The sequence below is a fragment of the Parahaemophilus parainfluenzae genome, assembly GCF_001055095.1.
Lineage (GTDB): Bacteria > Pseudomonadota > Gammaproteobacteria > Enterobacterales > Pasteurellaceae > Haemophilus_D > Haemophilus_D parainfluenzae_Z.
This window is the reverse complement of record NZ_JVHG01000025.1, coordinates 115,136-139,263: the sequence shown is the minus strand read 5'-3', so window position 1 is coordinate 139,263 and position 24,128 is coordinate 115,136. Positions and strand designations below refer to the sequence as shown.

Here is a 24,128-nt window from a genome sequence, read left to right as displayed (position 1 = left end):
ACTTTACATTGAGATTATTTTAATCGATCTAAAATCTTTTGATGAATGCCGCCAAAGCTACCATTTGACATCACAAGAATGTGATCTGTTGGTTTTGCTTCCGCCACAATCATATCGACTAATTTATCAACATTTCCTGTGTAATGTGCCGGTTGCACACATTGTCCTGCAATTTCAGCCACATCCCATGGAATATTATCTGGTTGTAGCATAAATACCGCATCAGCTCGCCCAAGTGCTGGGGCAATTTCATCTTTATGTACGCCCATTTTCATAGTATTTGAACGTGGTTCTAATACCGCAAGAATACGTACACCACCACCTACTTTGTCACGCAACGCAGTAAGTGTCGCAAGAATTGCTTCTGGATGGTGAGCGAAGTCATCATAAACCGTAATACCGTTTACTTCCCCTTTCACTTCTAAACGACGTTTTGCATTGATAAAGCTGCCTAATGCCTGACATGCATCTTCAATTTTAACACCCGCATGGTAAGCCGCCGCAATCGCCATTAAAGCATTGTGCATATTGTGCTGCCCAACAATATTCCATTTCACTTCTGCAACTTTTTGGCCGTGATGAAATACGGCAAATTCAGAGCAATCATTGGTAATACGTTCCGCAAACCATTCCTTATCTTTACCGATAAATTGCTGTTCTGACCAACATCCCATATTGAGGGTTTCTTTCACGCTCTGTTCATCTGCAAAAGAAAGAACGCGTCCTGTAGAAGGAATAGTGCGGATCATATGATGGAATTGACGCTGGATCGCGTGAAGATCATCGAAGATGTCAGCATGATCGAAGCTGATATTGTTTATAATCAAGGTTTTCGGATTGTAATGTACAAATTTAGAACGTTTATCAAAGAACGCCGTATCGTACTCATCCGCTTCAATCACGAAGAACTCACTTTCCCCTAAACGAGCAGAGGTACCAAAATTTCCCGCAATACCACCGATTAGAAAACCGGGTTTTAGCCCATTTTGTTCTAAAATCCAAGTTAACATACCGGTGGTTGTGGTTTTACCATGTGTACCTGAAACCGCTAACACCCAGCGATTACGCAATAAATGGTCGTGCAACCATTGCGGGCCGGATGTATAAGGCAAGGCATTATCCAAAACATATTCTACGCAAGGATTACCACGTTTCATGGCATTGCCAACAATCACCATATCGGGTGCAGGTTGAAGTTGAGCCACATCATAATTAGGAATAATTTCAATGCCCTGCTCTTGCAAAAAAGTGCTCATTGGTGGGTAAACATTGGTATCGGAGCCTGTGACTTTATAACCCAATTGTTTGGCAATCATCGCGACGCCGCCCATAAAGGTCCCGCAGATGCCTAAAATATGAATATGTTTCATTGTTCTTCTCTAGTTGCTAAAAATGCTGACTATGATAAATCAACTCAAAGATTGAGTAAATAAGGGCTGTTTACATAAACAGCCCTCTTTATTATTTGATTCGGTCAAAGCCCGCTTGAAGATCGGCAATTAATTCATCTGTGTCTTCAAATCCAATATGCAGACGAATTAATGAGCCCGTTAATTTACGCTCAATACCTGGGCGAATTTTCGCAATTTCTTCTGGTTGATTGCATAAAATGAGCGATTCAAAGCCACCCCAAGAATAAGCCATCGTGAAAAGTTCAAAGTGATCCATAAAGGCAGCAAGCTCTTCGTCATTTAAACGCTTATGTAATTCAAAAGAGAATAAACCGCTTGCACCCGTAAAATCACGTTTAAAGTTTTCATGACCTGGGCAGCTTGGTAATGCTGGATGATAAACTGCTTTCACTTCTGGTTGTTCACTTAACCATTTGGCCACTTTTAAACTACTTTCATGATGTTGTTTTAATCGTACACCTAAAGTGCGAATGCCACGAGCCGTCGTATAAGCGGAATCGGCATCGACCATTTGCCCCATTAAATAGGAATGTTCGCGCAATTTATCCCAAGTACGTGCATTAGCCACAGCAGTACCGATCATAATATCAGAATGTCCGACTAAATATTTAGTCCCAGCTTGAATAGAGATATCAATACCGTGTTCTAACGCTTTGAATAGTACGCCTCCCGCCCATGTATTATCGATCATAATGACAATTTCTGGGCTTACAGCTCTAACCGCTTTAACAATCGCGGGGATATCAGGCACTTCCATCGTTAAAGAGCTTGGCGACTCTAAAAATAAGACTTTCGTGTTTGGTTGCACGAGTTTGGCAACATCAGCACCTATCATGGGATCATAATAGGTTGTATCAATATGCATTTTTTTCAAAATCACATTGCAAAAATCTTGTGTTGGCTCATAAGCCGCACCGGTCATTAAAACGTGATCGCCCGTTTCTACAAATGATAAAATAGCATTGGTTACCGCTGCGGCACCACAAGGATAAAGATAGCAACCCGCTCCGCCTTCCATTTCACACATTAAATCTTGAAGTGCAAAGTGCGTTAACGTGCCACGGCGTCCATAGAAAAGCTCTCCCTTGTAACGATTTTTTGTACAATGTTTTTTATCAGCAATAGTGTCAAACACTAAAGAAGAAGCACGTTGGACTACCGGGTTTACCGCCCCTTGGGTAAAACGTTTTTTACGTCCGGCATGAACCAGTGTGGTTGATAAAGTATGATGTTCTGACATATATTTCACCTGTAACTTAGACAATATTAATTAATTCAATAGATAAAAACAGCTGTTAAAGTGCGGTCAATTTTTTTAGAATACTACCGAGTTTTTGCGTTAGCAAAATTTTTATTAACATTTATATAGGAATTATGACTATGGTATTAGTAACTCGTCAAGCTCCAGATTTTACTTCTTCTGCAGTTTTAGGCAATGGTGAAATCGTTAACAACTTCAATTTCAAAAAACACGTTAATGGTAAAGCTGCGGTATTATTCTTCTACCCATTAGACTTTACTTTCGTTTGCCCATCTGAATTAATCGCATTCGACCACCGTTATGAAGAGTTCAAAAAACGTGGTGTTGAAGTGGTTGGTGTTTCTATCGACTCAGAATTCACTCACAATGCATGGCGTAATACCCCAACTGAAAACGGCGGTATCGGTGCAGTTAAATATGCATTAGCAGCTGACGTTAAACACGAAATTGCTAAAGCATACGGTATCGAACATCCAGAAGAAGGTGTGGCATTACGTGCTTCATTCTTAATCGACAAAAACGGTGTTGTTCGTCACCAAATCGTAAACGACTTACCATTAGGTCGTAACATCGATGAAATGTTACGTATGGTTGATGCGTTACAATTCCACGAAGAACACGGTGAAGTTTGCCCAGCTCAATGGGAAAAAGGCAAAGAAGGTATGAAGGACAGCCCTGAAGGTGTTGCTAAATACTTGAAACAAAACGCTGACAAACTTTAATTTTTAAGAAAAAGCCACATTAAGTGGCTTTTTTTATTTTTGTAGATCCTTTAAAATGAACGTATCTTTAACCAAAGTGCGGTTATTTTTATGAAATATAATATTCCCATTTTCCTGACGATTCTCCGAGTGATTTTAATTCCATTCTTCGTCTTGGCGTTTTATTTGCCTATCCCTTCTGCGCCTTTCATTACCACTCTTATTTTCTTTATCGCGGGTGTCACCGACTGGTTTGATGGCTATCTTGCTCGAAAATTAAAACAAACAACTCGCTTCGGTGCGTTCCTTGATCCTGTAGCTGATAAAGTGATGGTTATTACTGCCCTTGTGTTAATCGTGGAATATCAACATTCTTTCTGGATTACTATCCCCGCTATTATTATGATTTCACGTGAAATCATTATCTCTGCTTTACGTGAATGGATGGCTGAATTAGGTGAACGTAATAAAGTGGCCGTTTCATGGATGGGAAAAGTAAAAACCACCTCTCAAATGCTAGCTTTAGGTGGATTACTCTGGCGGTATAATGTCTATATGGAAACACTAGCAATTGTACTACTCTATTTAGCGGCAATTTTGACCGTTTGGTCAATGCTCCAATACTTGAAAGCAGCAAAAGGCAGCTTGTTAGATAACATTGAATTATAGAATTGGCTAAATTTTAAATAAAAGGTGCGGTTATTTTAATCGCACCTTTTGTTTTTGAATTATTTTTAACCAATCAAAAAATTTTTTTACGAATTTTATTTGACACAATAAGATAAATCCGTAAAATACGCCCCGTTGTTTGGCAACAAGCAAACGCGGGAATAGCTCAGTTGGTAGAGCACGACCTTGCCAAGGTCGGGGTCGCGAGTTCGAGCCTCGTTTCCCGCTCCAATTTGCCCGAGTGGTGGAATCGGTAGACACAAGGGATTTAAAATCCCTCGCCTTTCGAGGCGTGCCAGTTCAAGTCTGGCTTCGGGCACCATTTCGAAATGATACCAGTGGGTCGTTAGCTCAGTCGGTAGAGCAGCGGACTTTTAATCCGTTGGTCGAAGGTTCGAATCCTTCACGACCCACCACTCTAAATCAGCACCTTAACGGGTGTTTTTTTTATGCCTAAAATTTAGGATAAAGACTTTCCTACTCTCTTTTTTTTCTAAAAAACACATAAAAAAATAACCGCACTTTCGTACGGTTACTTATTCATGTTCATTTTAAATGATTAGCCGTGATAACGCCCTACGCCTAATTCATCTTCTTTACGAGTACGGTTCATCACTTCTTGCGGTGATTGTGCAATACGTAATCCCATTTGATCTTCAGTACGCACCACCTCGCCACGTAGAGAATTAGTATAAACATCGGTAATTTTTATATCGACAAACTTACCAATCATATCTGGTGAGCCTTGGAAATTCACAATACGGTTATTCTCAGTACGTCCTGTTAATTCCATAATATCTTTCTTAGACGGCCCTTCTACCAATACACGTTGCTCTGTGCCAAGCATACGACGGCTATATTGTGCCGCTTGTTGGTTAATACGCTCTTGTAAAAGATAAAGACGTTGTTTCTTCTCTTCTTCGGTTACATCATCTGGCATGTCTGCTGCGGGTGTACCTGGACGCGCGGAATAGATAAAGCTAAAGCTCATATCAAAATTCACTTGTGCGATCAGGTTCATGGTTTGTTCAAACTCTTCCTTCGTTTCACCTGGGAAGCCAACAATGAAATCGGAGCTGATTTGAATATTTGGACGAACTGCACGTAATTTACGAATGATCGATTTATATTCTAACGCGGTATGACCACGTTTCATCATGGTTAAAATACGGTCTGAACCGGCTTGTACCGGCAAGTGTACGAAGTCCACTAATTCTGGTGTATCACGATACACATCAATAATATCGTCAGTAAATTCGATTGGATGGCTCGTGGTAAAGCGTAAACGGTCGATACCGTCAATCGACGCCACTAAACGCAATAATTCGGCAAATGTACAGATACCACCATCAAATGTCGGGCCACGATATGCGTTTACGTTTTGGCCTAATAAATTGATTTCACGTACACCTTGATCGGCCAACTGTGCAATTTCAAATAATACATCATCAACAGGACGGCTCACTTCTTCACCTCGGGTATAAGGCACCACGCAGTAAGTACAATATTTATTACAGCCTTCCATAATAGACACAAACGCGGTTGGTCCTTCTGCGCGAGGTTCCGGTAAGCGGTCAAATTTCTCAATTTCTGGGAAACTGACATCCACCACCGAACTTTTACCGCCACGAATTTGGTTAATCATTTCTGGTAAGCGATGTAAAGTTTGTGGACCAAATACGATATCCACATAAGGCGCACGATGGCGAATATGTTCCCCTTCTTGTGAGGCCACACAACCGCCCACACCAATCACTAAGTTTGGATTTTGTTTTTTTAATTCTTTCCAACGACCTAATTGGTGGAATACTTTTTCTTGTGCTTTTTCACGGATAGAACAGGTGTTAAGAAGCAATACATCTGCTTCTTCTGGAATATCAGTTAATTCCAAACCATGTGTATTTAAGAGAAGATCGGCCATTTTTGATGAATCATACTCATTCATCTGACAGCCCCATGTTTTAATATGTAATTTTTGCGTCATATTGCTTAAAAATAAAGATTAGTAAAAAGATAAAATCGGTCGGCTATTGTACAGATTTGTGGCAATTCTGGCTAGTGTAAAATGGACTTTTACCTATTTCGGTATAGAAAAAGTGCGGTTAAAATCACCTGAATTTTAACCGCACTTTGTTTAGTATCCTTCTTCTTCCGTATTGGGTAGGAATGTTTTTTGTTTGATTCTCTTCACCCTTGTTTCAATTCGTCCATCTGGGTGTAGCTCAATTTCACGCCAGCCTGGTTGTAAGGTATCTAACGCAAAATGATTGCTATCCGGCTGAAATTGAATACAAGTCGCGGGTGTTGCCATGGTTTGATAACCTTGCCAATAGCCATCAACCTGCTGATGAATATGCCCGTATAAGATCCCTTTTACATTGTTGAATTGAGCAAGAACGGTTGAAAAATCATGCGCATTACGCAAATTATGCTGATCAAGCCATGCTGAATTCGTTGGCAATAGGTGGTGGTGTAAGACGACTAAGCTATGACGCGCTGGATTTTCAGCTAATTTTGTTTTTAACCAATCTAACTGATAAGCGCTCAATTCACCATGAGGCACACCGGATACTTGGCTATCTAACAAAATCACTTGCCAATGTTTGCCTAGAAGTAAATGTTTTGACGCATTAATAGGCGATTGGCTTAAATGCTCGACCATTTTGGGTTGAAAATCATGGTTACCCGGAAGCCAAAATACTGACTTATTTAACGGTTTAACCATTTTAACAAATCGCAGATAGCCTTCGTCGCTACTATCTTGTACCAAATCCCCTGTTGCAAGCACGACATCGTACTCAAAAGACTCCAATTGAATTTCTTTTAACACCTGAGAAAAACTTTCGTGCGTGTTGATACCTAATAAGTCTTTGCTTGTATCTTTAAACAAATGAGGATCGGTAATTTGTAATAATTTAACAACTTCACTCGCGGGTTCGTATTCAAATGTATTGCTCATGAGACTCCTATTGCCAGCGTTGCTGCAATTGGGCGTAATTTAATTGAAGCCATTGCAAGCCCATTACTGCAATGCCATTATCAATTTTGCCATCACACATCCATTGATAGGCTTGCTCACGTTTCACCACATGAACACGGATGTCTTCATTTTCTTCAGCTAAACCATGAAGTCCCTTGGCTTGCGAGCTATCTACTCGTCCGACAAACAAATGAATACGTTCGACGACACCGCCCGGGCTATCCCACACGCTTAAACAATGTGTGAGATCTTGAACGCATACGCCTGCTTCCTCTTCACTTTCACGCAAAGCGACTTCTTCAGGTTGTTCACCCTCTTCTACCATCCCGGCGATCAATTCTAATAACCAAGGGGAACGAGCTGCTTCAGGCTGATATGCACCAATACGTACTTGCTCAACTAAAACCACTGCATCTTCTTCCGGATCGTAAGCAATCACTGCAGAAGCAGCACCTTTGACCAACAACTCCCTTGTCACGACACCACTTTCTCCACCGGCAAAAAGCTTATGTTTAAACTGTACTTTCTTAAGTGTAAAAAAACCTTTATAAACAGTTTCTTCATTAAGAACTTCTATATCATGCTGACTAAACTGTTGAATTTCTGACATCATTACTCTCCTAGTATCGAGGTCGCATAATACTCCCATAAAAAAATAAAAAAAACTGAACCCTCTATTTTTTTGTCGAAACTTTGAAGCTGGTCACAAAAAAAGAAAACCTATGATGATTTCTTATTCATCATAGGTTTACATTAAGAATCTATTGAATTAACAAACGCGGCTGGTAATTACCCCATCAGCCACCTTCGTTTTAATGGTGTCGCCTGTTTTGACTTGTTTCACACTCACAATGGCATGTCCTTTGGCGTCTTCTGCAATGGAATACCCTCGTGCTAACACTTTCAATGGGCTTAATCCATCTAGCTTACCACACAATGTTGCTAATTTATTTTGACGTTCCGTGACTTGACGATTCGCCCCTAAATTTAACCGCACTTGTAACTGGGCTAAATATTGAGATTGTTTTTGCAAGCGATAAGGCAACGGATTTTGTTTTAAGCGCGCGGAAAGTGCGGTCAATTTTTGCTGCGTTTTATCCATTTGGCGCTGCATCGCTAACACGAGACGATGATGTAATTGCGCCGTTCGGGCTTTCTGCATTAATAATTGATTTTGCGGATGTTGATTTTGCAAGCGTAAACGTAACTGTTGTAAACGTTGTTGTTGATGACTAAAAATACGATCCAACGCCATCTCTAAACGCTGTTGTTTATAGGATAACTGTTGAAGTAATTCCTGCTGATTGCGACTCACTAACTCCGCCGCTGCAGACGGTGTCGGCGCACGTAAATCAGCCACAAAATCGGCAATGGTGACATCCGTTTCGTGACCAACCGCACTAATAATCGGTAAATTGGAACGGAAAATCGCACGCGCCACTTCTTCTTCATTAAAGCACCAAAGATCTTCTAAGGAACCACCACCTCGACCGACGATCAATACATCCACTTCTTGACGCGCATTAGCGAGTTCAATCATTTGGACGATTTCAGCCGTTGCTTCTTTTCCTTGCACTGCCGTTGGGTAAATCACCACTTTTAAACTTGGATCTCGGCGAGCCAAAATATGCAGAATATCTTGCAACGCGGCACCAGTCGAAGAGGTAACAATCCCCACCGCTTTAGCAAAGTCCGGTAAGCTTTTCTTCAAATTTTGTGCAAACAACCCTTCAGCCGCCAATTTCATTTTTAACGCTTCAAATTGCTGTTGCAACAAGCCTTCACCCGCAGGGTGCATAGATTCGATAATCAGCTGATAATCACCGCGAGGCTCATATAAACTGACATTCGCCCGCACCAACACCTGCATACCATTTTGCGGACGAAATCCCACGCGCAAATTTTTCATGCGGAACATCGCGCCACGCACTTGGGCATTCTCATCTTTTAAGGTCAAATACCAATGTCCCGACACCGGTTGGGTGAAATTGGAAATTTCACCGGTGAGCCAAATTTGTGAAAAATGCCCTTCCAGCATTTGCCGGGCTGCGCTGTTTAATTGGGAAACGGAGTAAATGTTTTCAGACATTATTCAATCAACACCCAACCGTCATCTAACCAGTTACAAATCGAATCGAGCAATAATTCCAGTGTACTTTCAGGATCTTCTGTATCATTCACTAAATTATTTAAGAATGCCCAATCTAGCGCTTCACCATCAGAAAGGCGTTTCAACACTTCCGCTTCAATAACATTCACTTCATCCAACCATTCTCCATTCGCATAAATGCGGAGCGGATTTTCGGTGTAAAGTAATTTGCAGTTATTGTCCTGCATTAATACACCTTGTTCCTCTTCTAAAATTGACCGCACTTCGTCAGGATCGGACATCTCATCGGATACCAATATTTCATAGCGACGTGAGCTCACTGTGCCTGCTACTGCTTGTTTGAATAATGTATCAAAGGCTTCAGACTCTGCCAATTTCGCTAAGAATTGCTTTTTCATTGCTTGAATATTTTCATCTGCCAATTTGCCCGTACTTTGCTCTGATTGCGTTAAGCGTAACGGTAATTGGAATTCGCTTAAATTCAATTCAGGATCCTGATGACAAAACGCTTTATTCACGTTATCAAAAATGTCAGCTAAATTCGGGTAACGCAAGCCAAAAGAAAAGGTCAAACAATCATCTTCTGCCACACCATAATGTGACATACGAGCCGGAATATAAAGAATATCGCCTGGATTCATCACTTCATCAATTACCAATTCGCCCATATCATCAAAAATACGAATCGGCTGATTTGGTTTAAATTCAGTGGAAGAATCGCACCATTTACCTAACTGCCAACGACGATGGCCATAGCCTTGAACTAAGAATACATCATATTCGTCATAATGCTTACCAACAGAACCACCCTTAGGTGCATAGGACACCATAATATCGTCGCGTTGCCATTGTGGGATAAAGCCAAATTTATTCCAAAGCTGACCGAGTTCTGTACTCCATTGTTCTAGATTTTGTACAAGCACAGACCATTTCTCGGGTACATCTGCAAAATCTTCTTCGGATAGCGGACTGAAAAACACTTTCCAATTATCATCTGAAAAGGTTTTCACTAAACGCGCGGTCACATCTTCGCCTTGTGCTAATTCGATAATATCGTCAGGCTCAAATTGTCCAACAATTTCAGGCAAACCATTACGAATAATCAATGGTTTTTTCTGCCAATAATCACGCAAGAAAATTTCAGGGGTAATGCCATCAGGCAGACAATATTGGTTGGAAAGTGCGGTCATTTTTTTACTCCTTTTCCTGTTTTTCTTGTTGGGCTTTTTCTTGTGCGGCTTTGGCTTGCTCTGCTGCACGTTTACGACGAATTTCTTTAGGATCGGCTAATAATGGACGGTAAATCTCAATACGATCGCCATCTTTTAATTGATCGGTTAATTTTGCAGGACGGGAATAAATCCCGACTTTATTCTCGCGCAAATCAATCTCAGTAAACTGTTGTAAAATGCCTGATTGCAAAATAGCCGTTTGGATCATCGTGCCTTCATCCACTTTGAAGGACTTCAAATAATAACGATCCGGCAAGGCATAGGCGATTTCAATATTAATTTGGTTCATGTCTTATTCTGTCTTGATGAGTTTTCCGTTATTATAGCGGAAAAGTGCGGTCAATATTAACGATAAAATCAGGAGTTCATCATGAATTGGGTATTTTTTGCCATTGGCTCAGCCTTTTTCGCTGGGCTTACCGCTATTTTAGGAAAATTAGGGGTTGAAGGCATTAACAGCAATCTCGCGACCTTTATCCGCACAATTGTGGTGTTACTCGTTACAGCGGGCATCATTAGCGCCCGCAATGAATGGCAGCTACCACAACATATTGCAGCAAAACCACTCACCTTTTTAATTCTTTCAGGTGTTGCTACGGGTCTATCTTGGCTTTGTTATTATCGTGCGTTGCAAATGGCGCCCGCCTCTTGGGTTGCCCCTATAGATAAACTCAGTGTCGTGATTGCCATTATTTTAGGCGTAGTATTACTAGGCGAACCTTTAAGTATAAAATTAGTTATGGGAAGTCTATTAATTCTCTCAGGCGTTTTAGTCTTAGCCTTATAGATTGAGAAATTAGCCCTTTTTCGCTACAATACGCCACTATTTTTATTCAAGCAGAAAACTATGTCTGAAATTAAACTCATCGTGGGGCTGGGAAACCCTGGCGATAAATATGCGGAAACCCGCCACAATGCAGGTGAATGGCTGATTGAGCGTTTGGCTCGTCGCTTTAATGTTTCGCTTAATGCAGAAAATAAATTCTTCGGTTATGTAGGAAAAACACTGATTAATGGCAAAGAAGTCCGTTTTTTAGTGCCAACGACGTTTATGAATTTAAGCGGAAAAGCCGTGGGGGCACTTGCTAATTTTTATCGCATCAAACCAGAAGAAATTTTAGTGCTACACGATGAATTAGACTTACCGCCGGGCACCGTAAAATTAAAACAAGGTGGCGGACATGGCGGACACAATGGTTTAAAAGATATCGTGGCTCAGCTTGGTAACAGCAACAATTTCTATCGTTTACGCATTGGCATTGGCCATCCTGGACACCGTGATTTAGTTTCAGGTTTTGTGCTTAACAAACCCGCACCAGCAGAAAGAGAAGCACTCGATAAAGCGTTAGACGAAGCCACCGATTGCATTGAATTGCTTTTCAAAGAAGGCATGGTGAAAGCCACCAATCGCTTAAACAGTTTTAAAATTTAACTCAAAAGTGCGGTAAAAAACACCATAACTTTTAACCGCACTTACGCTCACAATAAGGAAAACATCATGGGATTTAAATGTGGTATCGTTGGTTTGCCAAACGTCGGTAAATCGACTCTTTTTAATGCATTAACCAAAGCCGGTATCGAAGCGGCAAACTATCCGTTCTGTACAATCGAGCCAAATACTGGCGTGGTACCAATGCCAGATCCGCGTTTAGATGCGTTAGCGGAAATTGTTAAACCTGAACGTGTGTTGCCAACCACCATGGAGTTTGTGGATATCGCTGGTTTGGTTGCGGGTGCAAGTAAAGGTGAAGGCTTAGGGAATAAATTCCTAGCTAATATCCGTGAAACTGATGCAATTGGTCATGTTGTTCGTTGTTTTGAAAATGATGACATCGTGCACGTTGCGGGTAAAATCGACCCATTAAGCGATATCGAAACCATCAATACCGAATTAGCCCTTGCTGACTTAGACAGCTGTGAACGTGCCATCCAACGTTTACAAAAACGTGCAAAAGGTGGCGATAAAGACGCAAAATTTGAGCTTTCTGTGATGGAGAAAATCCTTCCTGTACTTTCTGAAGCAGGCATGATTCGTTCTGTTCCTTTAGATAAAGATGAGTTATTAGCAATTAAAAACTATAACTTCCTCACATTAAAACCAACCATGTACATTGCTAACGTGAATGAAGACGGTTTTGAAAATAACCCATATTTAGATAAAGTGCGTGAGTTTGCAGAAAAAGAAGGCTCTGTTGTGGTGCCTGTATGTGCAGCGATTGAAGCAGAAATTGCTGAGCTTGATGACGATGAAAAAATCGAATTCTTACAAGATCTTGGTATTGAAGAACCTGGCTTAAACCGTGTAATTCGTGCAGGTTATGCCTTATTAAATCTTCAAACCTACTTCACTGCGGGTGTGAAAGAAGTACGCGCATGGACGGTTTCTGTTGGTGCAACCGCCCCTAAAGCAGCGGCTGTAATCCACACAGACTTTGAAAAAGGCTTCATCCGTGCAGAAGTAATTGCTTACGATGACTTCATCCAATTCAAAGGTGAAAATGGTGCAAAAGAAGCCGGTAAATGGCGCTTAGAAGGTAAAGACTACATCGTCCAAGATGGTGATGTTATGCACTTCCGCTTTAACGTATAAAAACGCTTCAGACCGCATAACTATGCGGTCTTTTTGTATTTATAAAAGGAAAAAACAATGTCGGATAAATTAAATCAACTCATCGAATTGTTAAAACTAGAAAAAATTGATGATCTTATCTTTCGCGGTGCGAGTGAAGACTTAGGTTTTCGTCAAGTGTTTGGCGGTCAAGTAGTCGCTCAATCTCTGTCTGCTGCAATGCAGGTTGCCCCACCAGAGCGCGTACTCCATTCTTGTCATGCTTACTTTTTAGCACCTGGCGACAGTCAATACCCGATTATTTATGACGTGGAAACTTTACGTGAAGGACGTAACTTTTCTGCATTACGCGTAAAAGCCATTCAGCATAAAAATGTGATTTGCCACGTCACCGCCTCATTTCAAGTACCTGAAGAAGGTTTCGATCATCAATCCGCTATGCCACAAGTACCAGGCCCTGAGCAATGTATTGATGAACACGAAATCATGTTAAAAGTAGCGCAGACTTTGCCTGAAAGCTTGAGTGAAAAATTTGCTCAAGAACGACCATTTCAGATTCATAGCCGATATTTGAACAATCCATTTGATGGTCGTGAACTGCCGCCTGAACAATATGCTTGGTTTAAAACCAATGGAGAGGCACCATTAGATTTGCAAACTCAACAATGTCTCTTGGCCTATTTTTCTGATTTCCACTGTATTTTGACCGCACTTCACCCACATGGGAAAGGCTTTTTACAGAAAGGGATGAAAGTAGCCACGATCGACCACAGTATTTGGTTCCACCGCCCTTTCAATTTAAATAATTGGCACTTACATGCCATTGAAAGTAACAATGCTTTTGCCGGACGTGGTTTAGCGAGAGGACAAATTTTTGCTGCAGATGGCACACTAATTGCCACCACACAGCAGGAAGGTTTAATTCGTTATCAAGAATAGCCGCACTTTAAAACCAGGTGCAGACTAGCCTTCGTAACCAATATCTTCGAAAGTTGGATTTTCTGCACCTTGTTTGGCTAATTCATCACAAATTTCATTTTCACGGTGGCCAGAATGGCCTTTTACCCACTGCCAATCAATGTTATGGGTTTGAATCGCCTGATCTAACGCAATCCATAAATCCTGATTTTTTACCGCTTTGCCCGTGCTCGCTTTCCAATTGTTTTTCTTCCAATTGTAAATCCATTGTGTGATGCCATTTTTCATATATTGGCTATCGCTATAAAGCGTCACATGGCAAGGCTCTTTTAAGCTATTTAAAGCCTCAATCACTGCTCGTAATTCCATGCGATTATTGGTAGTTTTGAAATACCCTTTTGAAATATGTTTTTCATGCTGTTTATAGCGCAGGACAATCCCTATGCCACCGGCTCCCGGATTGCCTAGGCAAGATCCATCCGTAAAAATTTCAATCTGTTTTTGCATAACTAATTCGAGCTTGTGTAAAATAGGCAGTATTTTAAAGGAAACAGATAGGTAGAACAATGATAAATCCGGATCGCCAAATTGTACTGGATACTGAAACCACCGGTATGAACCAAATTGGTGCACATTACGAAGGACATTGCATTATTGAAATTGGCGCGGTGGAAATGATCAATCGCAAATATACGGGCAATAATTTCCATATTTATATTAAGCCAGATCGTTTGGTTGATCCCGATGCCATTAAAGTTCACGGTATTACGGATGAAATGCTGGCAGATAAACCAGATTTCAAAACAATTGCACAAGATTTTATTGAATACATTCGCGGTGCTGAACTGCTGATTCACAACGCGCCCTTCGATGTGGGCTTTATGGACTATGAATTCCGTAAACTCGGGTTAGATATCAAAACGAACGATATTTGCCTTGTTACCGATACGTTGCAAATGGCACGCCAAATGTATCCTGGAAAACGGAATAGCTTAGATGCGTTGTGTGATCGTTTAGGCATTGATAACAGCAAACGCACGCTCCACGGGGCCTTACTGGATGCGGAGATTTTAGCCGACGTTTATTTGTCCATGACAGGCGGTCAAACCAGCTTATTTGATGAAGAGCATGCAGATAGTTCGATTATCCAAACGACAGCCAATGTTCAAGATCTTCAAAGTGCGGTCAATTTTTCGCAAAATTTAAAAGTGTTACAACCCACTGATGATGAACTCCAAGCCCATTTAGATTTCATTAAATTGGTCAATAAAAAAAGCGATGGCAAATGTTTTTGGTCTATTCGTACGGGGGATGAAACCTCACATTAATCGGTTATCTATTAATCAGATAAACATAAAAAAGAAAAAAAAGATTGACGGTTTTAACGTTCATCATTATTATACCCAGCACTTAGCGGAGTGGTAGTTCAGCTGGTTAGAATACCTGCCTGTCACGCAGGGGGTCGCGGGTTCGAGTCCCGTCCATTCCGCCAATTTAAAACTTGTCTTAATATACTCACGGAGTGGTAGTTCAGCTGGTTAGAATACCTGCCTGTCACGCAGGGGGTCGCGGGTTCGAGTCCCGTCCATTCCGCCAATTTAAAACTTGTCTTAATATACTCACGGAGTGGTAGTTCAGCTGGTTAGAATACCTGCCTGTCACGCAGGGGGTCGCGGGTTCGAGTCCCGTCCATTCCGCCAATTTAAAACTTGTCTTAATATACTCACGGAGTGGTAGTTCAGCTGGTTAGAATACCTGCCTGTCACGCAGGGGGTCGCGGGTTCGAGTCCCGTCCATTCCGCCAATTAGGCCGAGATAATGAAGCACCAGAAGGTGCTTTTTTTATGCCCGAATTTTACCTACCAGCCAACATTCGCTATAATTAACCAAATTTACACTTTACAGAGATATTTTTATGACAACTCCTGTCGTTGCCTTAGTGGGTCGCCCAAACGTAGGCAAATCCACCCTATTCAATCGTTTAACTCGTACTCGCGATGCGCTTGTAGCTGACTTCCCTGGTTTAACCCGAGATCGTAAATACGGCCATGCCAATATTTCTGGCTATGATTTCATTGTGATCGATACCGGCGGTATTGATGGCACAGAAGAAGGCGTTGAAGAAAAAATGGCAGAACAATCCTTATTAGCGATTGAAGAAGCCGATGTCGTGCTTTTCTTAGTGGATGCGCGCGCAGGTTTAACGGCTGCAGACATTGGTATTGCCAATTACTTACGCCAACGTACTAATAAAACAACCGTGGTTGTAGCAAATAAAACTGACGGTATTGATGCAGATTCACACTGTGCGGAATTCTATCAGTTAGGCTTAGGTGAAATAGAACAAATTGCCGCATCACAAGGTCGTGGCGTAACCCAGTTAATGGAGCAAGTACTTGCACCTTTGGCGGAAAAATTACAAGAAAATGAAGCGGAAAATGACCGCACTTCTGATGAAGAAGAAAAAGATGAATGGGATCAGGAATTCGACTTCGATTCAGAAGAAGATACTTCATTAATTGATGACGCATTAGACGAAGAGCTTGAAGAAGAACAAGATAAAAATATCAAAATCGCGATTGTAGGCCGTCCAAACGTCGGTAAATCTACATTAACCAATCGTATTTTAGGTGAAGATCGCGTGGTCGTTTACGACATGCCAGGCACAACACGTGACAGTATCTACATTCCAATGGAACGTGATGGTCAGCAATACACCTTGATTGATACAGCAGGTGTACGTAAACGTGGTAAAGTACATTTAGCCGTTGAGAAATTCTCTGTCATCAAAACATTACAGGCGATTCAAGATGCAAACGTGGTATTACTCACAATTGATGCGCGTGAAAACATTTCAGATCAAGATCTCTCTCTACTTGGCTTTATCTTAAATGCGGGTCGCTCACTGGTGATCGTCGTAAATAAATGGGATGGCTTAGATCAAGATGTGAAAGATCGCGTCAAATCCGAATTAGATCGCCGTCTTGATTTCATCGACTTTGCTCGTGTGCATTTTATTTCTGCCTTACACGGCAGTGGCGTGGGTAATCTTTTTGATTCGATTAAAGAAGCTTATGCTTGCGCGACGCAAAAAATGACGACGTCTCTTCTCACCCGCATTTTACAAATGGCAACGGATGAGCATCAACCACCAATGATTGGCGGTCGTCGCATTAAATTAAAATACGCTCACCCAGGCGGCTATAATCCACCAATTATCGTGGTGCATGGTAACCAAATGGATAAATTACCGGATTCATACAAACGTTATTTATCTAATTATTATCGTAAGAGTTTGAAAATTATTGGTTCGCCAATTCGCTTGCTATTCCAAGAAGGTTCAAACCCATTCGCGGGTAGAAAAAATAAACTCACCCCAAACCAATTACGTAAACGTAAACGCTTAATGAAGTTTATCAAAAAAGCTAAACGCTAATCTTAATAAACAAAGAGCGGTCAAAAATCACTGTGAATTTTGACCGCTCTTTTTATTGAAAAATAAATTATTCGTCTATGACTACTTTACCAATATAGCCTAGATTACGATAACGTTGAGCATAATCAATACCATAGCCGACAACAAATTCATCCGGAATAGAAAAACCAATCCATTCAACAGGTACTTCCACTTCTCGGCGAGAAGGTTTATCTAACAAGGTACAAATCGCTAAGCTTGCAGGATCGCGTAAATTTAAAATACCACGCACTTTTTCAAGGGTGTAACCCGTATCAATAATGTCCTCAACAATTAGCACGTGTTCATTACGAATATCGCCTTCAAGATCTTTCGTAATTTTCACATCGTGATTACTTGTCATTCCGCTACCATAGCTTGAAGTGGTCATAAACTCCACTTCTACCGGTAATTTTAATTCACGCACCAGATCGGCCATGAACATAAATGAACCACGTAAAAGCCCGACAACAATCAGTTTATCAATGGCTTTTTGTTGATAAAAATGCGTAATTTCCGCGCCAAGTTCAGCTATGCAACTACGGACATCCGCTTCTGAAATCATAATATCGACGTGGTGTTTTTTCATGGTCTTTCCTTTTTAATTTAATCGTTTGCGTATTCTACAATAAAAAAGGCTGAAGTTTAAACCTTCAGCCTTTTTAACCCTAACGAATTTACTTTCTACTCTACCTGTTGAAGCAACCTGCAATCGCTACGAAACAGATGTGTGTATAGTAGCAGAAAGAAAATATCTGTCAATAAGAATTATTATCATTTTTATAAATTTATTAATTCCCTGAGATTTTCATCTTGTCGAGTAGGATTGAACCAGTTTGGATATTGGATCGATGTTCAACATCATCTGCTACTGCCACAATATTTTTCAACATATCTTGTAATTGACCTGCAATGGTAATTTCGGCAACCGGATATTGGATCTCGCCATTTTCCACCCAGAAACCGGCTGCGCCACGAGAATAATCCCCTGTCACAATATTTACGCCTTGCCCCATGACATCGGTAACCAATAAACCGGTGCCCATTTGACGTAAAAGTGCGGTCAATCCGCCCGTTAAATTTGGTTTCACGAGCCAGTTGTGAATACCGCCTGCATGCCCAGTACTTTGCATGCCCATTTTTCTACCGCTGTAGCTCGTAAGTAAATAGGTTTGCAACACGCCATCTTGAATAATTTCAAGATCTTGTGTTCGCACTCCTTCGCTGTCAAAAGGTGTAGAGGCTAAACGTTTTAACAAATGCGGACGCTCACTGATTTGGAACCAATCTGGCAATACTTGTTTTCCAAGATGATCGAGCAAGAAACTGGATTTACGATATAAGCTGCCGCCACTAATCGCCCCTGTTAAATGAGAAATTAATCCTGTTGCCACATCATTTAAGAAAATCACGGGCACTTCACGTGTTGTTAATTTTTGTGGATTTAAACGCGCAATCACTTTTTTAGCACAATTCTGCCCTACCCAATCCGCGGAAGAAAGCGCTTCAAACTCACGTGAAACCGTGTATTCGTAGTCATTTTCCAGTTGATCTAGCTCGCCACCAATCACCGAACAAGATAAAGAATAACGGCTAGATAAGTAACTTTGTAGCATGCCGTGTGTATTGCCATAAACACGCACGCCTGTATGTGAATTAAAGCTTGCTCCATTACTATTCACGATTTTAGCATCGTATTCCAACGCTGATTTTTCAGCCTCTAAAGCTAATTTTGTAGCCTGTTCAACATCAACACTTGCCTCATGATAAAGTTCTAAATCGGGGGCTTCAAAAGCCATTAGTTCTTTATCTGCTAGCCCTGTGCAATCATCTGGCGAAGTATATTTTGCAATAGCGAGCGCGGCTTCGACGGTGTTTTTAATCGCATCTTCACTTAAATCTGAGGTGGACGCATTGCCTTTTTGTTGGCCTAAATAAACAGAAATACCTAATGCCCCATCGTTAGTAAATTCAACATTTTCAATCTCTTGCAGACGGGTTGAAACCGATAAACCACTCACTTTTGTCACACCTACTTCAGCGGTGGCGCCCGCTTTCTGGGCGGTTTCAATAGCAAAACTGACTGCATCTCGCAATGTTTGCTCTTGAGATTTTAAAAGTGCGGTTAAATTTTCTGCTGTTTTCATGGTGATAATCCTATTAAAAATTTGCGCCATTTTATCTTATTTTGAAAGTTTATGCTAAAATGCACCAAATTTTTCATAAGGTAACAGAATGGCAAAACGTAAGAAAAAAGAAGCCTTTGATTGGGAAGATGAAGACCAAGAAGAGATTATTTGGGTAAGTAAAAGTGAAATCAAACGCGACGCTGAGGATTTAAAACAGCTCGGCGAGAAATTGGTGAACTTAACCAAAGCAAATCTGACTAAGGTTCCACTAGACGATAGCTTAAAAGATGCCATTGAATTAGCGCAACGCCTGCAAAAAGAGGCTCGTCGTCGCCAATTGCAATACATCGGTAAGCTCTTACGCTCAATTGATGCAGAGCCTATTCGTGAAGCTTTAGAAAAAATTGAAAACAAACATAATCAGCAACAAGCTATGCTACATAAGTTGGAAATCTTACGTGATGAATTGATTGCAAAAGGTGATGCGGCTCTGACTGATTTGTTAAATGAACATCCTTCTGCAGACCGCCAACACTTACGAAATTTGATTCGTGCAGCACAAAAAGAGAAGGAACAAAATAAGCCGTCAAAAGCTTATAGAGAGATTTATCAGATCTTAAAAACACTTATTTTAGAAGACTAAAATACCGCTATTTTTGACCGCACTTTGTGTCAAAAAAGTGCTATGATTGACTACCCTTTTTATAAGGAAAAAACGTTATTTATGAATATTCGTTGGAATATTATTTTAGGTGTCATCGCTCTTGCTTTATTGGGCTGGTATTATTCGCTTAATCAAGATCATAGCGATTTACAAAGCCTCATTAAAAAGCCTGATAGCCCGGAATACGTCGGTAATAAAATGGAAACTACAGTATTCTCGCCTGAAGGTAAAAAACAGTATCTCGCGATTTCCGACAAAGTGGAATATTACACACAAGACGGTCATACGGATTTTATTTCGCCGTTAGTCTATCTTTTTGATGTCTCTTTAGATAATAAAGACAAAGAAGCGAAAACCGATAAAATTCAATTAGAAAAACAAAATTGGAAGCTTAGCGCGAAAAAGGCAAAATTAACAAAAGATCAAATGCTCTATCTTGAAGGCGGTGTGGTTGCAGAAAGTCTTGATCCTTTATCTCGCCTACAACGCGTTGAGACAGAAGCCGCAGTGATTAATTTAAAAACACAAGACATTACTTCCGACACGCAAGTAAAAATTAACGGATTAAACTTTAACTCGAGTGGATTGAAGCTCGTCGGAAATTTACGTCAGCAAGTTGCAACTCTAAAGGAACAGGTAAAAACATATTATGAAATCAACAAACAATAAAATTCTGCTTTTAACGGCGTTAATGATGACTTCTTTATCTGCTTTTGCGTTAAAAGACGATACCAACAAACCGATTAATATTGTCTCAGATAATCAATCTTTAGATATGGAAAACAGCGTGGTAACCTTTACGGATAACGTTGTGATTACACAAGGTTCCATTTTGATTAAAGCCAATAAAGTGGTTATTACTCGTCCACCAGAAAATTCAGGTAAAAAAGAAACTGTTGAAGCATTTGGTAGCCCTGTTACTTTCCACCAACAACTTGATGATGGTAAGCCTGTTGATGGTAAAGCCAATAAAGTTCACTACGATTTAGGCACTGAATTCTTAACATTAACTGGTAATGCCGAATTAAAACAATTAGATAGCAAAATTAACGGTGAACGCATCACTTATGATGTGAAAAAACAACAGTTAAAAGCCAATGGTAATGGGAAAACACGAGTTCAAACCGTCTTAATCCCAACTCAATTACAACAAAAAGGTAAAAAATAACCGATGTCTGTATTACAAGCTGAATTCCTCGCAAAAAGCTATAAAAGCCGAAAAGTGGTTTCTGATGTGAGTTTAACCGTAAACTCCAATGAAATTGTTGGTCTACTTGGTCCAAATGGTGCGGGTAAAACCACTACTTTCTACATGGTCGTCGGTTTAGTGCGTCACGATCAGGGAAAAATCACCATTGATGGCGATGATATTAGCGTGTTACCTATGCATGAACGTGCACGTCGAGGAATTGGCTATTTACCACAAGAAGCCTCTATTTTCCGTCGTTTAACGGTGTATGAAAACCTTATGGCGGTATTAGAAATTCGTAAAGATCTCACTGCAGAACAACGCCGAGAGAGAGCGGATGAGTTAATTGATGAGTTCAATATTAGCCATATTCGTGATAGCCTGGGACAATCTCTTTCTGGTGGTGAACGTCGTCGTGTGGAAATTGCGCGCGCCTTAGCAGCAAATCCAAAATTTATTTTATTAGATGAACCTTTTGCGGGTGTGGATCCTATTTCGGTCACGGATATTAAGAAAATCATCACAGATCTCCGTAATCGTGGCTTAGGTGTGTTAATTACCGACCATAACGTACGCGAAACCCTTGATGTTTGTGAACGCGCTTATATTGTTGGTGAAGGGAAAATTATCGCGACCGGCACACCGGAAGAAGTCATGAATGATGAGCACGTTAAACGTGTCTATTTAGGCGAACAATTTAAACTATAACCGATGAAATTTACGACATTGCTCTCCCCTGATGATATTCGTCAGGGGGTTGCTTTTTCTAGCAAGAAACGATTATTTGAATCTATTGCCGCTTTCGTTGTGGAAAAACTTCACTGCGAAAATGGTGAACAGGCTTGTTTTGAATGTTTATTTGAGCGGGAAAAATTAGGTAATTCAGGATTAGGTAATGGTGTCGCTATGCCTAAAGCCAAGTTACCTACTACCGTGTCAGATAAAATACTAACGGTATTTATGCAATTAGAAACGCCTGTCGAATACGATGCCGCCGATAATAAGCCGGTAGATATCGTTTTTGCTGTGCTCGTACCCGAAAATCACTGCCAAGAATATATTCCTGTTTTGGCAGAACTCAATGAAAAATTAACTGATAAAAACTTAATTAAACAACTTCGTTCAGCACAAAGTGCGGATGAAATTTGGCAAATTTTTGAATGTGCTGATCATTCAGAGGAATCTGAAGACGACACAAATTTAGATAATATTGAACCTCAAGAGGTATAACCTAACCAACTAACCATAAGGAATCACGCAGATGGAAATTATTATTATCAGCGGTCGCTCCGGCGCGGGGAAATCTGTCGCATTACGAGCTTTGGAAGATATGGGCTATTATTGCGTGGATAATCTCCCTCTCGATTTACTTCCTCAACTCACCAATATTCTCGCCAAAACTCAAACGGCTGTTGCCATCAGTCTCGATATTCGAAATCTTCCCCATTCAAGTGCTGATTTAGACAAAATTCTGACAGATATTCAAGCCACTTATTCCGTCAAAATCATCTTTCTAGATAGCGATCGCAGTACACTTATTCGCCGTTACAGCGATTCACGTCGTCTTCATCCACTTTCGGCTCAAGATCTCCCACTTGAATCAGCGATTGATTTAGAATATCAACAGCTTGAGCCTTTAATTCAGCATGCTAATTTTATTATTGATACCGCACCACTTTCTACTCATTCGTTATCTGAACGTTTAAGAGAAGTTTTACGTGGTAATACGGATAAAGAACTTAAAATCGTGGTTGAGTCGTTTGGCTTTAAATACGGCATTCCGCTTGATGCCGATTATGTCTTTGATGTACGTTTTCTACCTAATCCACACTGGAACCCAGAACTTCGTCCAATGACGGGGCTTGATGAACCTGTTGCACAATTTTTACTTGCGCATGATGAAGTGAATAATTTTATCTACCAAACGCGTAATTACATCGAAACATGGTTACCGATGTTAGAGCAAAATAACCGAAGCTATCTCACCATTGCTATCGGCTGTACAGGAGGTAAACATCGTTCTGTTTACATCGCTCAACAAATTGGTGAATATTTCCAAGCCAAAGGCAAGAATGTAAAAATTCAACATAAATCCTTGGAAAAGAATAAAAAGAATTAATCAAACCATAAAAAAACGCAGCGGCTTGCTGCGTTTTTTGTTAAACCACATATTGCTCAAAAATCTCGGGTAAATGCGCAATTAACGTTTCTTTTCCTGCTACGGTTTCATGCTGCCAAACTTGCAATAGCACGTCTGGCGTAAATAATCGTGATGCCTGTTCTGCTAAAGGTAAATAGCTAATATGCCAAGGCTCTCGACCCACTTTTTTACCTTCTGGTTGGCTTATAAATGGCAAAACAAAATCAAAGTGCGGTAGATTTTCAGTGAGAAATTCACTTAGCTCAAAAAAATAGCCACCGCTTTCATATTCCCAAGGTTCAAGTTGTAAAGATTGACCTTGCGGCAAAAGATCAGGATCAAAAATATCGATTTCTGTTCCCCAATGATGACGACTTCCCCCAGGAAGCGCTGACCAACGTAAAATGGCTTGTGCTTTTTGCCAATCATCGAACGACGTTAAATCTAATGGATTTCCCGCATCATCATGCACTTTGCGTTCGCCGTTAAATTTACCGTTCCAAATGAGTTGTTGACGTTCAAAATCACGAAAGCTACTCGCGGGCTGCAAATTAAAGCCATTTTTGGCCGCACTTTGTTGCAATCCTTGAAATGCTATCATTGCCTCTGCTTGCAAAAAATGATTCGGAGAATGAGGGGCAGGCAAATTGATCAAATGTTCACGAGATTTGCCGGTTAACATTTCTGGCGTTAATTTCAT

The 24,128-nt window shown here is 40.7% G+C and carries 26 protein-coding genes and 7 tRNA genes; 21 read left to right on the top strand and 12 right to left on the bottom strand.

Annotation, left to right across the window (positions count from 1 at the left end; all coding sequences use genetic code 11):
- Positions 1-14: 14 nt before the first annotated feature.
- Both mpl and metC read right to left on the bottom strand, forming a co-directional pair.
- Positions 15-1,370: a UDP-N-acetylmuramate:L-alanyl-gamma-D-glutamyl-meso-diaminopimelate ligase gene (gene mpl / locus ADA56_RS08505; RefSeq protein WP_049370142.1), complete on the bottom strand. Its 1,356-nt coding sequence runs from the start codon at positions 1,368-1,370 to the stop codon at positions 15-17.
- Between the two features lie 91 nt (positions 1,371-1,461).
- Positions 1,462-2,652, bottom strand: coding sequence for a cystathionine beta-lyase (gene metC / locus ADA56_RS08500; RefSeq protein WP_049370141.1), 1,191 nt, complete (start codon positions 2,650-2,652; stop codon positions 1,462-1,464).
- A 140-nt stretch (positions 2,653-2,792) separates the two neighbouring features.
- Between metC and ADA56_RS08495 the strand changes: the two genes are divergently transcribed.
- The 5 genes from ADA56_RS08495 (at position 2,793) to ADA56_RS08475 (ending at position 4,459) form a co-directional block, all read left to right on the top strand.
- The gene (locus ADA56_RS08495; RefSeq protein WP_049370140.1) at positions 2,793-3,395 is read left to right on the top strand and encodes a peroxiredoxin C; all 603 of its coding nucleotides are present in this window, start codon (positions 2,793-2,795) and stop codon (positions 3,393-3,395) included.
- Between the two features lie 90 nt (positions 3,396-3,485).
- Complete coding sequence (gene pgsA, locus ADA56_RS08490; RefSeq protein ID WP_049370139.1) at positions 3,486-4,043, top strand: CDP-diacylglycerol--glycerol-3-phosphate 3-phosphatidyltransferase; 558 nt, start codon at positions 3,486-3,488, stop codon at positions 4,041-4,043.
- A gap of 155 nt (positions 4,044-4,198) precedes the next feature.
- Positions 4,199-4,274: transfer RNA gene (locus tag ADA56_RS08485), tRNA-Gly, on the top strand.
- 4 nt (positions 4,275-4,278) lie between these two features.
- A tRNA-Leu gene (locus ADA56_RS08480) sits at positions 4,279-4,365 on the top strand.
- Between the two features lie 18 nt (positions 4,366-4,383).
- Positions 4,384-4,459: transfer RNA gene (locus ADA56_RS08475), tRNA-Lys, on the top strand.
- 143 nt (positions 4,460-4,602) lie between these two features.
- Here ADA56_RS08475 and miaB read toward each other — a convergent pair.
- From miaB to ADA56_RS08445, 6 genes are all read right to left on the bottom strand, one after another.
- Complete coding sequence (miaB, locus tag ADA56_RS08470; RefSeq protein ID WP_049370138.1) at positions 4,603-6,027, bottom strand: tRNA (N6-isopentenyl adenosine(37)-C2)-methylthiotransferase MiaB; 1,425 nt, start codon at positions 6,025-6,027, stop codon at positions 4,603-4,605.
- A 150-nt stretch (positions 6,028-6,177) separates the two neighbouring features.
- Entirely contained in the window at positions 6,178-7,002 is an 825-nt protein-coding gene (cpdA, locus tag ADA56_RS08465; RefSeq protein ID WP_049370137.1) for a 3',5'-cyclic-AMP phosphodiesterase, read from the bottom strand.
- Between the two features lie 7 nt (positions 7,003-7,009).
- Entirely contained in the window at positions 7,010-7,633 is a 624-nt protein-coding gene (gene nudF / locus ADA56_RS08460; protein ID WP_049370136.1) for an ADP-ribose diphosphatase, read from the bottom strand.
- Between the two features lie 159 nt (positions 7,634-7,792).
- Positions 7,793-9,112, bottom strand: coding sequence for an exodeoxyribonuclease VII large subunit (gene xseA / locus ADA56_RS08455; protein ID WP_049370135.1), 1,320 nt, complete (start codon positions 9,110-9,112; stop codon positions 7,793-7,795).
- Positions 9,112-10,323, bottom strand: coding sequence for a cupin domain-containing protein (locus ADA56_RS08450; RefSeq protein WP_049370134.1), 1,212 nt, complete (start codon positions 10,321-10,323; stop codon positions 9,112-9,114). The genes xseA and ADA56_RS08450 overlap by 1 nt, the downstream gene beginning before the upstream one ends.
- A 4-nt stretch (positions 10,324-10,327) precedes the next feature.
- The gene (locus ADA56_RS08445; RefSeq protein WP_005696455.1) at positions 10,328-10,654 is read right to left on the bottom strand and encodes an RnfH family protein; all 327 of its coding nucleotides are present in this window, start codon (positions 10,652-10,654) and stop codon (positions 10,328-10,330) included.
- A gap of 81 nt (positions 10,655-10,735) precedes the next feature.
- On the opposite strand from ADA56_RS08445, the gene ADA56_RS08440 reads away from it, so the two are divergent.
- The 4 genes from ADA56_RS08440 (at position 10,736) to tesB (ending at position 13,873) form a co-directional block, all read left to right on the top strand.
- Entirely contained in the window at positions 10,736-11,152 is a 417-nt protein-coding gene (locus ADA56_RS08440; protein WP_049370133.1) for an EamA family transporter, read from the top strand.
- Between the two features lie 60 nt (positions 11,153-11,212).
- A complete protein-coding gene (gene pth, locus ADA56_RS08435) occupies positions 11,213-11,797 on the top strand; it encodes an aminoacyl-tRNA hydrolase (protein WP_014065080.1) in 585 nt (194 codons plus the stop codon).
- A gap of 66 nt (positions 11,798-11,863) precedes the next feature.
- Positions 11,864-12,955 carry a redox-regulated ATPase YchF gene (gene ychF, locus ADA56_RS08430; protein ID WP_049370132.1) on the top strand — a complete coding sequence of 364 codons (1,092 nt, stop codon included), beginning with the start codon at positions 11,864-11,866 and terminating at the stop codon, positions 12,953-12,955.
- A gap of 57 nt (positions 12,956-13,012) precedes the next feature.
- Positions 13,013-13,873 (top strand): acyl-CoA thioesterase II, encoded by an 861-nt coding sequence (tesB, locus tag ADA56_RS08425; RefSeq protein WP_049370131.1) that lies wholly within the window; start codon positions 13,013-13,015, stop codon positions 13,871-13,873.
- 24 nt (positions 13,874-13,897) lie between these two features.
- On the opposite strand, the gene rnhA is transcribed toward tesB, so the two are convergent.
- Complete coding sequence (rnhA, locus tag ADA56_RS08420) at positions 13,898-14,359, bottom strand: ribonuclease HI (RefSeq protein WP_005699219.1); 462 nt, start codon at positions 14,357-14,359, stop codon at positions 13,898-13,900.
- A gap of 59 nt (positions 14,360-14,418) precedes the next feature.
- Between rnhA and dnaQ the strand changes: the two genes are divergently transcribed.
- From dnaQ to der, 6 genes are all read left to right on the top strand, one after another.
- Positions 14,419-15,180 carry a DNA polymerase III subunit epsilon gene (gene dnaQ / locus ADA56_RS08415; protein WP_049370130.1) on the top strand — a complete coding sequence of 254 codons (762 nt, stop codon included), beginning with the start codon at positions 14,419-14,421 and terminating at the stop codon, positions 15,178-15,180.
- Between the two features lie 87 nt (positions 15,181-15,267).
- A tRNA-Asp gene (locus tag ADA56_RS08410) sits at positions 15,268-15,344 on the top strand.
- Between the two features lie 27 nt (positions 15,345-15,371).
- Positions 15,372-15,448: transfer RNA gene (locus ADA56_RS08405), tRNA-Asp, on the top strand.
- Between the two features lie 27 nt (positions 15,449-15,475).
- Positions 15,476-15,552, top strand: a tRNA-Asp gene (locus ADA56_RS08400).
- Between the two features lie 27 nt (positions 15,553-15,579).
- Positions 15,580-15,656: transfer RNA gene (locus ADA56_RS08395), tRNA-Asp, on the top strand.
- Between the two features lie 111 nt (positions 15,657-15,767).
- Complete coding sequence (der, locus tag ADA56_RS08390; protein ID WP_049370129.1) at positions 15,768-17,288, top strand: ribosome biogenesis GTPase Der; 1,521 nt, start codon at positions 15,768-15,770, stop codon at positions 17,286-17,288.
- Between the two features lie 67 nt (positions 17,289-17,355).
- Here der and hpt read toward each other — a convergent pair whose 3' ends face one another.
- Both hpt and pmbA read right to left on the bottom strand, forming a co-directional pair.
- On the bottom strand, positions 17,356-17,895 hold the full coding sequence (hpt, locus tag ADA56_RS08385) for a hypoxanthine phosphoribosyltransferase (protein ID WP_049370128.1): 540 nt from the start codon (positions 17,893-17,895) through the stop codon (positions 17,356-17,358).
- Between the two features lie 202 nt (positions 17,896-18,097).
- Positions 18,098-19,453 carry a metalloprotease PmbA gene (gene pmbA, locus ADA56_RS08380; protein ID WP_049370127.1) on the bottom strand — a complete coding sequence of 452 codons (1,356 nt, stop codon included), beginning with the start codon at positions 19,451-19,453 and terminating at the stop codon, positions 18,098-18,100.
- 88 nt (positions 19,454-19,541) lie between these two features.
- Here pmbA and yjgA point away from each other — a divergent pair, with 88 nt between their 5' ends.
- The 6 genes from yjgA to rapZ all read left to right on the top strand — a co-directional run bounded on the left by yjgA (position 19,542) and on the right by rapZ (position 23,407).
- Positions 19,542-20,078 carry a ribosome biogenesis factor YjgA gene (yjgA, locus tag ADA56_RS08375; protein ID WP_005697713.1) on the top strand — a complete coding sequence of 179 codons (537 nt, stop codon included), beginning with the start codon at positions 19,542-19,544 and terminating at the stop codon, positions 20,076-20,078.
- A gap of 81 nt (positions 20,079-20,159) precedes the next feature.
- On the top strand, positions 20,160-20,768 hold the full coding sequence (gene lptC, locus ADA56_RS08370; protein WP_005699894.1) for an LPS export ABC transporter periplasmic protein LptC: 609 nt from the start codon (positions 20,160-20,162) through the stop codon (positions 20,766-20,768).
- Positions 20,749-21,267 carry a lipopolysaccharide transport periplasmic protein LptA gene (gene lptA, locus ADA56_RS08365; protein WP_049370126.1) on the top strand — a complete coding sequence of 173 codons (519 nt, stop codon included), beginning with the start codon at positions 20,749-20,751 and terminating at the stop codon, positions 21,265-21,267. Before lptC ends, lptA begins: the two co-directional genes overlap by 20 nt.
- A gap of 3 nt (positions 21,268-21,270) precedes the next feature.
- Positions 21,271-21,996, top strand: coding sequence for an LPS export ABC transporter ATP-binding protein (gene lptB / locus ADA56_RS08360; protein ID WP_049364392.1), 726 nt, complete (start codon positions 21,271-21,273; stop codon positions 21,994-21,996).
- 3 nt (positions 21,997-21,999) lie between these two features.
- Positions 22,000-22,518, top strand: coding sequence for a PTS IIA-like nitrogen regulatory protein PtsN (gene ptsN, locus ADA56_RS08355; RefSeq protein ID WP_049370125.1), 519 nt, complete (start codon positions 22,000-22,002; stop codon positions 22,516-22,518).
- Positions 22,519-22,549: 31 nt separating this feature from the next.
- Positions 22,550-23,407 carry an RNase adapter RapZ gene (gene rapZ, locus ADA56_RS08350; RefSeq protein ID WP_014065069.1) on the top strand — a complete coding sequence of 286 codons (858 nt, stop codon included), beginning with the start codon at positions 22,550-22,552 and terminating at the stop codon, positions 23,405-23,407.
- A gap of 40 nt (positions 23,408-23,447) precedes the next feature.
- Here rapZ and ADA56_RS08345 read toward each other — a convergent pair whose 3' ends face one another.
- Positions 23,448-24,128: a M15 family metallopeptidase gene (locus tag ADA56_RS08345; RefSeq protein ID WP_049370124.1), complete on the bottom strand. Its 681-nt coding sequence runs from the start codon at positions 24,126-24,128 to the stop codon at positions 23,448-23,450.